11 protein-coding genes and 1 pseudogene are annotated in these 13,429 nt (G+C 66.5%); 9 read left to right on the top strand and 3 right to left on the bottom strand.

Translation table 11 applies throughout. The annotated features are described in order from the left end of the window. The first annotated feature begins 3 nt into the window (after positions 1 to 3). The 3 genes from QF047_RS13340 (at position 4) to QF047_RS13330 (ending at position 4,324) form a co-directional block, all read left to right on the top strand. Positions 4 to 2,265, top strand: a complete 2,262-nt coding sequence (locus QF047_RS13340) for a polyribonucleotide nucleotidyltransferase (protein ID WP_307281944.1) — start codon at positions 4 to 6, stop codon at positions 2,263 to 2,265. Between the two features lie 114 nt (positions 2,266 to 2,379). Beyond that, a complete protein-coding gene (locus tag QF047_RS13335; RefSeq protein ID WP_306638933.1) occupies positions 2,380 to 3,723 on the top strand; it encodes a pitrilysin family protein in 1,344 nt (447 codons plus the stop codon). An 82-nt stretch (positions 3,724 to 3,805) separates the two neighbouring features. Continuing rightward, positions 3,806 to 4,324, top strand: a complete 519-nt coding sequence (locus QF047_RS13330) for a DUF1579 domain-containing protein (RefSeq protein WP_306638935.1) — start codon at positions 3,806 to 3,808, stop codon at positions 4,322 to 4,324. Positions 4,325 to 4,388: 64 nt separating this feature from the next. On the opposite strand, the gene QF047_RS13325 is transcribed toward QF047_RS13330, so the two are convergent. The 3 genes from QF047_RS13325 to moaA all read right to left on the bottom strand — a co-directional run bounded on the left by QF047_RS13325 (position 4,389) and on the right by moaA (position 7,937). Further along, complete coding sequence (locus tag QF047_RS13325; RefSeq protein WP_307277789.1) at positions 4,389 to 6,317, bottom strand: HNH endonuclease signature motif containing protein; 1,929 nt, start codon at positions 6,315 to 6,317, stop codon at positions 4,389 to 4,391. A 226-nt stretch (positions 6,318 to 6,543) separates the two neighbouring features. Further along, positions 6,544 to 6,810 carry a MoaD/ThiS family protein gene (locus QF047_RS13320; protein WP_306638937.1) on the bottom strand — a complete coding sequence of 89 codons (267 nt, stop codon included), beginning with the start codon at positions 6,808 to 6,810 and terminating at the stop codon, positions 6,544 to 6,546. 5 nt (positions 6,811 to 6,815) lie between these two features. Then, positions 6,816 to 7,937, bottom strand: coding sequence for a GTP 3',8-cyclase MoaA (gene moaA, locus QF047_RS13315; RefSeq protein ID WP_306638940.1), 1,122 nt, complete (start codon positions 7,935 to 7,937; stop codon positions 6,816 to 6,818). A 344-nt stretch (positions 7,938 to 8,281) separates the two neighbouring features. Between moaA and QF047_RS13310 the strand changes: the two are divergent. The 6 genes and pseudogenes from QF047_RS13310 to dapB all read left to right on the top strand — a co-directional run bounded on the left by QF047_RS13310 (position 8,282) and on the right by dapB (position 13,426). Continuing rightward, positions 8,282 to 9,731, top strand: a pseudogene (locus QF047_RS13310) (molybdopterin-dependent oxidoreductase). Positions 9,732 to 9,751: 20 nt separating this feature from the next. Continuing rightward, positions 9,752 to 11,077, top strand: coding sequence for a gephyrin-like molybdotransferase Glp (glp, locus tag QF047_RS13305; RefSeq protein WP_306638941.1), 1,326 nt, complete (start codon positions 9,752 to 9,754; stop codon positions 11,075 to 11,077). Beyond that, positions 11,065 to 11,559 carry a cyclic pyranopterin monophosphate synthase MoaC gene (gene moaC, locus QF047_RS13300; protein WP_307277781.1) on the top strand — a complete coding sequence of 165 codons (495 nt, stop codon included), beginning with the start codon at positions 11,065 to 11,067 and terminating at the stop codon, positions 11,557 to 11,559. The genes glp and moaC overlap by 13 nt, the downstream gene beginning before the upstream one ends. Next, positions 11,556 to 12,089 (top strand): molybdenum cofactor biosynthesis protein B, encoded by a 534-nt coding sequence (locus QF047_RS13295; RefSeq protein WP_307277779.1) that lies wholly within the window; start codon positions 11,556 to 11,558, stop codon positions 12,087 to 12,089. Before moaC ends, QF047_RS13295 begins: the two co-directional genes overlap by 4 nt. Beyond that, entirely contained in the window at positions 12,079 to 12,561 is a 483-nt protein-coding gene (locus QF047_RS13290) for a molybdenum cofactor biosynthesis protein MoaE (protein ID WP_307277776.1), read from the top strand. The genes QF047_RS13295 and QF047_RS13290 overlap by 11 nt, the downstream gene beginning before the upstream one ends. Positions 12,562 to 12,655: 94 nt before the next feature. After that, complete coding sequence (dapB, locus tag QF047_RS13285; protein WP_307277773.1) at positions 12,656 to 13,426, top strand: 4-hydroxy-tetrahydrodipicolinate reductase; 771 nt, start codon at positions 12,656 to 12,658, stop codon at positions 13,424 to 13,426. Positions 13,427 to 13,429: the final 3 nt, after the last annotated feature.

Here is a 13,429-nt window from a genome sequence, read left to right as displayed (position 1 = left end):
CTCTTGGAGGGTCCCGAAATCCAGTTCTCGGAAGCAGTCATTGACAATGGCCGTTTTGGCAAGCGCGTAATCCGCTTCGAAACCGGCCGGCTTGCCAAGCAGGCAGCCGGCGCAGCCATGGTGTACATCGACGATGACACCGCACTGCTGTCCGCCACCACTGCCGGCAAGCACCCGCGTGAAGGCTTTGACTTCTTCCCGCTCACGGTCGACGTCGAAGAGCGTATGTACGCTGCCGGCCGCATCCCGGGCTCGTTCTTCCGCCGTGAAGGCCGCCCGTCCACCGAGGCCATCCTGGCCTGCCGCCTGATGGACCGCCCGCTGCGTCCGGCCTTCGTCAAGGGCCTGCGCAACGAGGTCCAGATCGTGGTGACCGTCCTGGCCATCAACCCCGACGAGCTCTACGACGTGGTGGCCATCAATGCCTCCTCCATGTCCACCCAGCTTTCCGGCCTGCCGTTCTCCGGCCCCATCGGCGGCGTCCGCGTTGCCCTGGTCGCCGACGAAAACGGATCCCAGTGGGTTGCTTTCCCCAAGCACTCGCAGCTGGAAAACTCCGTGTTCAACATGGTGGTTGCCGGCCGCATCGCCGGTGACGACGTCGCGATCATGATGGTTGAAGCCGAAGCCACCGACAACTCCTGGAACCTCATTAAGGAACAGGGCGCCACCGCCCCCACCGAAGAGGTTGTCTCCGAGGGCCTCGAGGCTGCCAAGCCGTTCATCAAGGCACTGTGCGACGCCCAGGCCGACCTCGCCGCCCGCGCTGCAAAGCCGACCGTCGAGTTCCCCGTCTTCCTGGACTACGAGGACGACGTTTACGCCGCTGTTGAGGCTGCTGCCGGCGAGAAGCTGACGGCCGTCTTCCAGATTGCGGACAAGACCGAGCGCAACGATGCATCTGACGCGCTGAAGGATGAAGTCACCGCTGCCCTGGCCAGCCAGTTCGAGGGCCGCGAGAAGGAGCTGTCCGCAGCATTCCGCTCCGTCACCAAGCAGGTTGTGCGCCAGCGCATCCTCAAGGACCAGGTCCGCATTGACGGCCGTGGCCTGACGGATATCCGCCAGCTCACCGCCGAAGTTGAGGTCCTGCCCCGCGTCCACGGTTCGGCCATCTTCGAACGCGGCGAAACCCAGATCATGGGTGTCACCACGCTGAACATGCTGAAGATGGAACAGCAGATCGACTCGCTGTCGCCGGTGAAGACCAAGCGCTACATGCACAACTACAACTTCCCGCCGTACTCCACCGGTGAAACCGGCCGCGTGGGTTCGCCCAAGCGCCGCGAAATCGGCCACGGTGCACTGGCAGAGCGCGCACTTGTGCCCGTCCTGCCGTCCCGCGAGGAATTCCCGTACGCCATCCGCCAGGTGTCTGAGGCTCTCAGCTCCAACGGTTCGACGTCGATGGGTTCCGTTTGCGCCTCCACCCTGTCGATGCTGAACGCCGGTGTGCCCCTGAAGGCCGCCGTCGCCGGTATCGCCATGGGCCTGGTCTCCGACCAGGTGGACGGCCAGACGCGCTACGCGGCACTGACTGACATCCTGGGCGCCGAAGACGCTTTCGGTGACATGGACTTCAAGGTTGCCGGTACCTCCGAGTTCGTCACGGCCATCCAGCTGGACACGAAGCTCGATGGCATTCCCGCCTCGGTCCTGGCAGCAGCCCTGAAGCAGGCCCGCGAAGCACGCCTGCACATCCTTGAGGTGATGGACTCGGCCATCGACACCCCGGATGAGCTCTCCGAGTTCGCACCGCGCGTCATCGCCGTGAAGATCCCCGTGGACAAGATCGGCGAGGTCATCGGCCCCAAGGGCAAGATGATCAACCAGATCCAGGAAGACACCGGCGCCGACATCTCCATCGAGGACGACGGCACGGTCTACATTGGCGCCACCAACGGCCCGTCTGCAGAAGCAGCACGGTCCGCCATCAACGCCATCGCGAACCCGCAGGTCCCGGAAATCGGTGAGCGCTACCTGGGTACGGTCGTCAAGACCACCACCTTCGGTGCCTTCGTATCGCTGACCCCGGGCAAGGACGGCCTCCTGCACATCTCCGAGCTGCGCAAGCTGGCGAACGGCAAGCGCGTGGACAACGTCGAGGACGTTGTCTCGGTGGGCCAGAAGGTCCAGGTTGAGATCACCAAGATCGACGACCGCGGAAAGCTCTCGCTCGCCCCGGTTGTTGCCGAGGAAGAAGGCGCTGAGGTCGACACCGAGCGCGCCCACACCACGGAACCTGCCGAAGGCGCTGACGTCTAACAGTTCCGGCTTTCCGGAACACAAGCATGAATCGGCGGGGCCGGTGGATGATCCACCGGCCCCGCCGCTGTTACGATGGCAGCCAGATCCCGGCTGCCCTTTTGAAAGGCCTCAATGACTGTTGTACCTCTGCCGCTTGAGCAGAACCACCGCGGCGACACCCTGGTCCACGGTTCCGACGGCGGCTCCGAAGTCCGGCGTTCCGTGCTGCCTGGGGGAGTGCGGGTGCTGACGGAAGCGATGCCGGGGCAGCGGTCAGCAACCATCGGTTTTTGGGTAGGCGTGGGCTCACGGGATGAGGCGCCCGGACAGCACGGCTCCACCCACTTCCTGGAACACCTCCTTTTCAAAGGGACCAGGCGCCGGACCGCCCTGGAGATCGCTTCGGCCTTTGACGAGGTGGGCGGCGAGTCGAATGCGGCCACGGCCAAGGAAAGCACCTGCTACTTCGCCCGCGTGCTCGATACGGATCTGCCCATGGCCATCGACGTCATTGCGGACATGATCACCGGAGCAGTCCTGGACCCTGCTGAGATGGAGCAGGAACGGGACGTCATCCTGGAGGAAATCGCGATGGACAGCGACGACCCCACCGATGTGGCGCACGAACACTTTGTCGCAGCCGTACTCGGCAACCATCCCCTGGGCCGGCCCATCGGGGGAACCCCGGACGCCATCAAGGCAGTGGCGCGCGACTCAGTGTGGGAGCACTACCAGCGGTATTACCGCCCTGACGAACTGGTGATCACCGCGGCGGGCGGGCTGGAGCACGACGTCGTCTGCGACCTGGTGGTTGACGCCCTCGAGTCGGCGGGCTGGTCATTGAAGACCGACGCCGCGCCGGTGGAAAGGCGTTCAACTGACCGGGCCCTGATCACAGGGACTGCGGGACTTCACGTGGTCAAGCGCGCGGTGGAGCAGGCCAATATCATCATGGGCTGCCCGACCATCGTTGCCACCGACAACCGCCGCTACGTAATGAGTGTCCTGAACGCCGTGCTGGGCGGAGGCATGTCCTCGCGCCTGTTCCAGGAGATCCGCGAGAAGCGCGGCCTGGTGTACTCGACGTATTCATTTGCCTCCTCCTACGCAGATGCCGGGTACTTCGGCATGTACGCCGGGTGTACGCCGTCCAAGGTGCGCCAGGTCCTGGACCTGCTGTCCATCGAGCTGGAGAAGCTCGCTGAGCATGGAATTTCCGACGACGAGCTCCGCAAGGCCGTAGGCCAGCTCGGCGGCGGCATCGTGCTGGCCCTGGAAGATACGGGTTCGCGTATGTCCAGGCTCGGCCGGGCGGAACTCGTTTCCGGTGAATACCAGGACATCGACGAAACTCTGCGGCTCATTAAGGCTGTAACGGCCGAGCAGGTCCAGGACCTCGCGGCAGAGCTGGCTGCGGCACCCCGCACTGTGACTGTTGTGGGACCCTTTGAAGAGACCGAGACTTTCGGGCTCTAACCGGGCAAACGGCGGGACTTAACTGGGACGGTAAGGCTTGTCTGGCAACCCGGCAAGAATTTTAGTTCTGGAGGTGAGGGACGTGGAACCAACCTCACCCGGCCGCGCGCCACGCGCCTTGGCTGGATTCCTGGGCCATTGGCGGGGAAGTACCCGGCTCGCTGCCGGTGCTTGGGGGCCCGAACGGACCGTGGACGCCGAAGTCACCTATACCCCGGTGGCTGGTGGATCTGCGGTGGCGCAGAGCTATAGCCACCGGGAACCAGACGGGACGCATTTCGAAGGCCACGGAATTTTCACCGTCGACCCGGATCACCAGGACGTTTTCTGGTACTACGTAGACAATGCTGGACCGGCGCCGGCCGCCGCGGCACGCTGCACGTGGCACGACGGCGCCCTTCGCGTGGAGCGCCGTGGCGGTGCCGGCTGGACCCGCCATACCTTGCGCGTGGATGGCGACCTGCTGACGCATGTGACTGAGCTTCGTACCCGTGGCGACACCGCTGCGGGGGACAGCGGGCTGTACGAGGAGGCAGGAGCGGCCAACGGGACTGGCTCTGCCTACGTTCCGTTTATGACTTCGTCGTTCCAGCGGAGCTGACGTTCTAGAACAGCTGCGGACTTCGCGACTTCAGATCGCCGGCGGCTTCAGCTTGCAGCCGCCTTCAGAAGTTCACCATGTCCCACTCCCACTTCCGCTCCCACTCTTTGAGCGGGTCTTTGGGCAGTTTTGGGGGCTGGGCGTAGAAGTCGTCCCATATGGGATCGTCCGGCGGGAAGTCGGCGGGATCGTCAAGGTTGTCATCGGCTCGTTCGTCAAACAGCGGGTCAAAATCCAGGGAGTCCACGAATCCGGGCGTTTTCGTTGCGCAGGTTAGGAGCCCGGCGATATCCGTGGCATGCGTCAGGAGCCCGCATGTATCCGTCGCAGGGGTCAGTAGTCCGGGTGGCCATTCTGGTGGTTCCCAGTCGGGTTGTTCGGCTTTGTAGTGTCGGCCGGTGGGTGAGGTCCAGGCGGGTGGTTCGGTGTGCGTGGCCGGGGAGGGCGTCCAGCCGGTGGCGTGTTTGAGGCGGTGGTGTTTCGGGCAGAGCTGTGCCAGGTTGCTGATCCCCGTATGTCCGCCGTGTTGCCAGGCTTGAAGGTGGTCGGTGTCGTTGTCCAAGGTCCGGTTGTTGCAGCCGGGGAAGGTGCATTTGCCGTCCCTGAGCTGCAGGGCTTTTTTCATGGCTTTGGTGAGGCGGTAGCTGGTGCGGCCGATTTCCAGTGGTGCCCCGTCGCGGGGGTCGACGAGCACCCGGTAGAAGGAGCTGGCCCCGTCGGTGACGAGCTTGCGGGCCATGGAGGCGGGGATGGGACCGTAGCTGTCCAGGGTTGCGGGTTCGTCGGTGAGGCCGAGGAGCGCGAACACGGGGACGGTGATGAGGACGTCCACCTTTGGCATGGGGACGTTGCCGAGATCCGCGTAGCCGTTGCCGCCGGCGTTCTCGTACTCGGCGGTGGCCGGAGCCTGGTGGTCGGTGGTGGCGGTAGCGGCCGCGGTAATCGAGTCATCGAGGTCAGACGGGGCCAGCGAGGCCAGCCCGATCGTGTCCTGGTCGTCGTCGTGGGTTCTTACCGCGTTACCTTGACCCGGGTTACCTTGACCCGGGTTGCGTTGACTCGTGTTTCCTTGGCCTGTGGTGTTTTGTCCTGTGCTGATTCCGGCGGTGCTGGTTCCGGCGGTGCGGGTGAGGGCTGGGCCGGCGCTGAGAAGCAGGCCGGCGGCGATGTCGGGCCGGAGTTGTGCCATTGACCGGGGCTCATCCGGGCCTTGCAGGCCGCGGGCGAGGGCGGTGGTGCGGTTCCAGATGGCTGAGGCCTGGTGTGCGGGGATGTAGAGGGAGACCCAGGCCATGCCGTCGCGGTCCGGGGTGCATTCCATCCGCCGGTCGGCGGCGCTTTTGGTGTGGCGTTTCTCGAGGGTTTCGGGGTGGTGGCGTTCGCGCCAGCCGCGAACTTTGGCCCGGAAGCGTCCGGGGACCAGGTCCCCGGCGGCGGCTCCGCGTGCCGGGTTGGGTGCGTCGGGGTCCAGGAAGTGCGCGGCGAGGGCGGCGGCTCCGGCAGGGCCGAGGCCATCGGTTTCGTCGCCAATGATTTTCGCATGCTGCCACGAGATGGCCCCCGCGCCCAGGGCGCCCAGGACCAGCGCCAGGGAGCGGACTTGCCGGGACTGGGTGACGAGCGCCCCGGCGGCGGGGGAGCTGATGGTCAGGACGCCTGCGATTTCCTCGATCGCGGACATCTCCGCGTAAGTGCGTTCGTGTACGGGTGCTTCGGGCGGGGTCATCGCGTGCTGGATCTCGATGGCCTCGGAGACATCCCGGGCCTTGATGGCGGCGATCTGGGCTTCCAACTGCTTCGTTACCGCCATCCGCTCCAGACGGATCTCGTACCGGCGCTGCAGCACATCCACAACAGCACTGCCAGCACCGGCACGGGGACCGGCGGCAGTGCCAGCTTCCAGCCGGTCATCTTCGAGGAACAGCACATCAAGCCGGGCAGTGGAGGCGTGAATGCCCTCCATCGCTGCTGCCCTGCCCGCTCCGTTTCCCATACCAAGATCATCCATCGAGGCACTGACATTCCGATCGGGAGCGGCCGATGGGCAGAACGAAGCAGCCGGCACGGCAGGAAACAGCGCGCCCGCGCTAATTCCGTCCACCCCTGCACCTGTTCCCATATCAACATCATCTATGGAGGCACTGACATTTCCGGTGCCCGCGGACCGACGGTGCCCGCGAACCAACCAGAGTTGGCGAGGTCAGGAAGAAAAGCTAGTCCTAGCCCCCGGCGAATGGAGGCAGCACATCCACCACGTCGTCGCTTTGAAGGACAACCGAGCGATCCCGCACCGCGACTTCATTGAGCAGGAAGCTGCTCCGCGACAGGATGCGGGGCAGCGGGGGAGTGCCGGCAGGAGGCTCGGGGCGCTCCACCGAAAGTACGGCCTCCAGCAGGTCTGTAACAGTGGAGCCCGGCGCCAGTTCGAAGCGCTCTTCCTCCACGCCTGCCGCGGCGCGTGCGGCAGCGAAGTAACGTACGTTCAAAAGGTTCAGCCCCCGATGGCGCTCATGCTGCGGTCCGGCTGGACGAAGTCCGGAGCGTCAAGTCCCACGTGGTCCATTCCATGGGCTTTAGGTTTCAGCCACATGGCGTCCTGCCACCGCTGGGCGAGGGCTTCGTCGCCGGCGCCCGAGCGCAGAAGGCCCAGCAGATCGAACTCCTCACGCGAGAACAGGCAGCTCATAATCTTGCCCTCGGCAGTGATCCGGGTCCGGCGGCAATCGGAGCAAAACGGTTCGGTCACGGAAGCAATAATCCCCACGGTTCCCAGCAACGCGCCCGAAGCAGACCCAGCCACCCGCCGTCGTACTTCAAAGCGTTCAGCCGGGGCGCCGTCACGTGCGCGTGGATCGGGGCTGAGGACAAAATCCGCCGAGAGCAGCTGACGGATCTCGGCGGCCGTGATCATGTTCCGCCGCGTCCAGCCATGGTCGGCGTCGAGCGGCATCTGCTCAATGAACCGCAGCTCGTAGCCGCGGTCCAGCGCCCAGGCCAGCAGGGACGGCGACTCCGCGTCATTGATGCCGCGCATCAGTACCGCGTTGAGCTTGACCGGCCCAAGACCGGCAGCCCAGGCCGCATCCACCCCGGCCAGCACCTGGTCCAGGAACGGACGGCGGGTCAGCTTGGTGAATGTTTCCTCATGCAGGGAGTCCAGCGACACATTGATGCGGGTCAGGCCGGCCGCCTTCAATGCCGCGGCCTTCTTCGCCAGGCCCACGCCGTTGGTGGTCATGGAGATCGGCAGATCGGGATGATTCCTTCGGAGCGCCGTGATGATGTCCACGAGGTCGTGCCGCACCAGCGGTTCACCGCCCGTGAGCCTCAGCTCACGGACTCCCAGCTGCTCAACGCCGATCCGCACGATCCGGACGATTTCCTCCGCCGACATCACCGCCTGCTTCGCGAGCCACTCCAGGCCCTCGGCGGGCATGCAGTAGGTGCAGCGAAGGTTGCACTTGTCGGTCAGGGACAGCCTCATGTCCGTGGCTCGGCGGCCGTACCTGTCGGCTAGCCCGGCCGGAGCATCTGCGGGGCGGGCAGCAGGGACGCCGGGCAGCGGTGCGGCTGCTTCCGCCCGCGGCTGCGGCATGCCTAGCTGGACACTCATGAATTCAGGCTACGCCACTCTGGGCTCTGCATCACACCCGCCCGTGACAGTGCAGGTGGCGGCAGCAGAATGCCGGGTGCGGGACCGGCGCCCCCGGCAGCCGGCGAACCTATGCTGTAGGTGTGAACAGCTCCCAGCCACAGCATGTAGCGCACGACGGCGGGAAACGGCTTCCGGAGCGCCTGGCAGCTTCGCTGCCGCACCGGTCAGGGCCGTTGCTGCCGAACCGGTCAGGGCCGGCACAGCGGGGTTGGCTGGCCGCCGCAGCGGGCACCGTTGCAGTCGGCAGCGCGGTGGTGCTCGGGGAACTTTTAGCGGGTGTGTTCAGCCCGGCGCTGTCACCAATGACCGCTGTTGGCGGCGCCGTCATCGATACAGTCCCGCCCGGGGTGAAGGATTGGGCTGTGCAGCTGTTCGGGACGGCTGACAAAATTGCGCTCCTGGCGGGCATGGCCCTGGTTATTGCAGCGCTGGCCGCGCTGGCCGGGACTGCTGAGGACCGCCGCCGCTTTGCAGGCCTGACTGTCATCGGTGTCTTCGGGCTGGTGGGTGTGGTGGCCGTCCTGACCCGCGCGCAAGCCACCTTCAATGCCATGGTGCTGCCCCATACTCACAGCCGTCGTGGCCGGCGCGCTGCTCAGGTTCCTGATCCGCCGTCTGCAGGAATGGGGCAGGCTGCACGAATGGGCGCGTCATGAACCGCAGCCGGGCGGCAATTTGGTGCCCGCCCGCCGTCGTTTCCTGCAGGCCCTGGCAGGCGGCGCGGCCTTCACCGTCATCGGCGGCGCGCTGGCCGCTGTCTGGCGGGGGGCCACCGCGGGCGTCAGCGAAGCGAGGACCCGCGTGACGTTGCCGGTACCCGCGTCAGCGGCGCCGCCAATCCCGCCCGGAGCCGAGGCCGGCTTGGACGGCATGCAGCCACTCGTCACCCCTAGTCCGGACTTCTACCGCATCGATACGGCGCTGTCCGTTCCGGCCGTCAACCCGGACACGTGGGCCCTGAAAGTCACCGGGATGGTGGACCGGGAGGTTGAGCTGACCTACGCGGAACTGTTGGCCAAGCCCTTGACTGAACGCCATGTCACCATTGCCTGCGTGTCCAATAATGTGGGCGGGGACCTGATCGGCAACGCGCGCTGGCTGGGCTGGCCTGTCCGGGAACTGCTGGCACTTGCAGGCCCCCAGCCCGGGGCAGACATGGTGCTTTCACGCAGCATCGACGGCTGGACTGCCGGCACGCCGCTTGAGGTCCTCACGGACGGCCGGGATGCGCTGCTGGCCGTCGGCATGAACGGCGAGCCCCTGCCCCTGGAGCACGGATTCCCCGTCCGGCTGGTGGTGCCCGGGCTTTACGGATATGTATCGGCCACCAAATGGGTCACGGAGCTGAAGGTCACCCGGTTCGCGGACGACGTCGCCTACTGGACTCCCCGTGGCTGGTCTGAGCGCGGTCCCATCAAAACGTCCTCCCGGATCGACGTGCCGCGCGCGGGACGCACCGCGAAGGCAGGAACAGTCACATTCGGCGGCGTGGCCTGGGCGCAGCACACCGGCATCGGCAAAGTGGAACTCCGCATGAACCGGGGCCCCTGGCAGGAGGCCGAGCTGGCCGAAGGCATCTCGCTGGACACCTGGTACCAATGGAAGCTCAGCACGGAGTTGACCCAAGGACAGTACGAAGTCCAGGTCCGGGCCACGGATCTCGCAGGCCGGGCGCAGGACGAGCAGGGCAGGCCAGCCGCCCCGGACGGAGCCACGGGGTTCCACACGATTAGAGTGGACGTGCAACCCTGATGGCTACCGAAGGCGGAACCATGACCAGCCCGCAACCGCATGGAACGAACCCGCACGGAATGCCCACAGAAGCGCTGCACCCGGGCGGCGGCGGGCCCCGGCAGGAATCGCGGCACGAAGCCACGCACGAGCACCGGCACCAGGCCCGGTCCGTGGCCGAGCACGCGGCCGCCGTCGCCAGACTGCTGCAGCCGCTGCGGTCGGTCAACCGGACCGAACAGCTGCCCCTGCGGGAGGCACTCGGCCGTGCCCTGGTCAGCGGCGTCACTGCCCCCATCAGCCTGCCGCCCTTCGCCAACTCGCAGATGGACGGCTACGCCATCCGTTCCGCTGATTTGCCCGACGGCGGCGGTGAGCTGAGCGTTATGCCTCCCGTTCCCGCCGGTGCCAGCCCGGACGCCCTCAAGCCCGGCATGGCCGCCCCGATTATGACCGGAGCGATGCTCCCGGACGGGGCTGACGCCGTCGTCCCCATTGAGCGGGCCGTTCCGGACCGCTTCCTGCCGCACGGCGAACAGGCAACCGTACGGCTGCCTTCAGCGGCACCCGGCACCTATGTGCGGGAAACAGGCAGCGACGTGCGGGCCGGCGAGACCGCTTTGGCAGCGGGTACGTTCCTGGGCCCGGCCCAACTGGGGCTGCTCGCGGCACTGGGCATCCCCGAAGTCACGGTCCATCAGGCCGTGAAAGTCCTGCTGGTCACTACGGGTGACGAGGTGGTGGCCCCCGGCCAGGACCTTCCGCCCGGCAAGATCTATGACTCCAACGGCACCCTGCTCGAAGCTGCGATGAGGCAGGCAGGACTGGAGGTCCGCCGGGCGGACATCGTCACGGACAACCCGGACCGGCTTCGCACGCTGCTGAGGGCCGAGGGCGGGGAGGCGGATCTCATCGTCACCACCGGAGGGGTCAGCAAGGGAGCTTACGAGGTGGTCCGGCAGGCCATGGAGGACCAACCGGTGGAATTCCTGCATGTGGCCATGCAGCCGGGCGGCCCGCAGGGGATCGGAACCTTCGAAGGGCGCCCCTTCCTGGGATTCCCCGGTAACCCGGTCAGCTGTCTGGTGTCCTTTGAAATGTTCCTCCGCCCGGTGCTGGGCAGCCTGCTCGGCACTCCTGTGCCACGCCTGCCCCTTCGCGCCCGCCTTGGCCAGCCCCTCACGTCACCGGAACATAAGCATCAGGTCCGCCGCGGCACCCTGCAGCCCGACGGAACCGTAGAGCTGCAGGGCGGCGACAGTTCACACCTGATGCATGCGCTCGCGGGCTCCAACGTGCTGGTTCATGTCCCGCAAGGAGTGGCCGCGCTCGCGGCCGGGGCGGAGGTGGAAGTATGGATGCTGTGAATGCAGAACAATCTCCCGCCGCGCTGACGCACCTGCGCCAGGACGGCAGCGCCCAGATGGTGGACGTCTCCGCCAAAGCCGAGACCACCCGCGAAGCCACCGCCACCGCCACGGTCCAGACCACCGCGGAAGTCATGGGCCTGCTCGGCTCCGGCGGACTGCCCAAGGGCGACGCCCTCGCCGTGGCCAGGGTGGCCGGAATCATGGCCGCCAAAAAGACTCCCGAACTGATCCCGCTCTGCCATCCGCTGCCACTGTCCAAGGTCACTGTGGATTTTGAACTCGCTCCGGATTCAGTTTCGATTCTGGCCACTGTCAAGACCCGCGGCGTCACCGGCGTTGAGATGGAGGCCCTCACCGCAGTTTCCGTTGCCGCGCTGAGCGTCTACGACATGATCAAGGCCGTGGACAAACACGCCGTCCTGAACGACATCAAGGTCCTGGCCAAAAGCGGCGGCAAGAGCGGGGACTGGACACTGTGAGCACCTCAAGCACCCTCAACGCTCCCGAGCCGCACCGCCACGGCGACGTGCAGGGCCGGAAGGCCGGCGTCGTCATCGCCTCCACCCGGGCCGCCGCCGGCATTTACGACGACGAAACCGGCCCCGTGATCACCGACTGGCTGACCGAACACGGCTTTGACGTGTTCCCGGCCATGGTGGTTCCCGACGGCGAGCCCGTGGGCGCGGCCATCCGTGCCCTCCTCACCCAGCATCCCGCCGTCGTTATTACCAGCGGCGGAACGGGCCTCAGCCCGGACGACCGCACACCGGACGTCACGCTGCCCCTGCTGGACCGCGAAATTCCCGGCATCATGGAAGCGATCCGCAGCGCCGGCGCCGCGAAAACCCCGCTGGCGGTGCTGAGCCGCGGCTACGCGGGCGCGGCCGGCAAGACCTTCATCATCAACCTGCCCGGATCACCCAAGGGAGTCATGGACGGACTGACCGTCCTGGACCCGGTGATCGGGCACCTCTGCGACCAGCTGGAAGGCGGCGGACATGGGCACTGAAACATCATTCGAGGTGGTCAACGCGGTCCTTAGCGCGGAGCCAATCTCCGTGGACCAGGCCATCGCGGCGGTGGAGAGCGATACCGCGGGTGCGGTGGTCAGCTTCAGCGGCGTGGTGCGCAACCACGACGGCGGCAAACCAGTTGAGCGCCTCAGCTACAGTGCGCACCCCACGGCCCACCAGGTGATGGCCGACGTCGTTGCCCAGCTGGTCGCTGAACAAACGGCGGCCGGCAGCTCTGCCGGCGAAGGCGGCGGGTCCCCGCAGTCCGCCCGCATCTGGGCAGCCCACCGGATCGGCATGCTGGAGATCGGGGACCCCGCACTGGTCTGCGCCGTGTCCGCGGCCCACCGGGGCCAGGCCTTTGCCGTGTGCTCCGAGCTGGTGGACCGGATCAAGGAGCAGGTTCCCATCTGGAAAGAACAGTTCTTTACTGACGGAACTGTGGAATGGGTGGGCGCGGGAAGTTAGTCCTGCACCTCCCGCCATGAAGAGGGGCCCAGTGCGAGGTAACGCACAGTCCCCGGTTCCTGTGCGGCCTGGGGCCACCGGTAGGCTTAACGGCATGACCGAACAACTCTCTGCTCCCATGCCCGTTGCCGTGCTGGGCGCGAACGGGCGCATGGGCGCCGAAGCCGTAAAAGCCGTCGGAGCCGCGCCGGACATGAAGCTCGTCGCGGCCCTGGGCCGGGGCGACTCGCTGGAGCAGGTCACTGCAGCAGGTGCACGCTTTGTGGTGGACCTGACGGTCCCCGAAAGCACCGAAGCGAACGTCCGCTTCGCCGTCGAACACGGCATCCACGCTGTTGTGGGCACCACCGGCTGGGACAGCGCGCGCCTGTCCGCTCTTGAGGACCTGTTGGCTGGCCGGCCCGAAACCGGCGTCCTGATCGCCCCCAATTTTGCCCTTGGCTCGGTCCTTGCCTCAGCTTTCGCCGCGAAGGCAGCCAAGTACTTTGAGTCGGTGGAGATCATCGAACTGCACCACCCGGACAAGGTGGACGCGCCGTCCGGGACCGCCGTCCGCACGGCACAGCTGATCGCGGCCGAACGCGCCGCCGCGCAGGTCCCGCCGAGCCCCGATGCCACCACCAGCGAACTCGCCGGTGCCCGCGGCTGTGAGGTGGACGGCGTGCGTGTCCACAGCGTGCGCCTCCGTGGCCTCGTGGCCCACCAGGAAGTCCTCTTTGGCAGCGCCGGCGAGCAGCTGACGCTCCGCCACGATTCCTTTGACCGTGCCTCCTTTATGCCCGGCGTTCTCCTTGGCCTGCGCAATGTGGCCGCCCACCCCGGGCTCACTGTGGGCCTGGACGGCTACCTGGACCTGGGGCTTTAGGCC

This window comes from Arthrobacter sp. W4I7 (assembly GCF_030816215.1).
Lineage (GTDB): Bacteria > Actinomycetota > Actinomycetes > Actinomycetales > Micrococcaceae > Arthrobacter > Arthrobacter siccitolerans_A.
The sequence above is the reverse complement of the archived record's forward strand: the minus strand, read 5'-3'. Positions and strand labels throughout refer to the sequence as shown.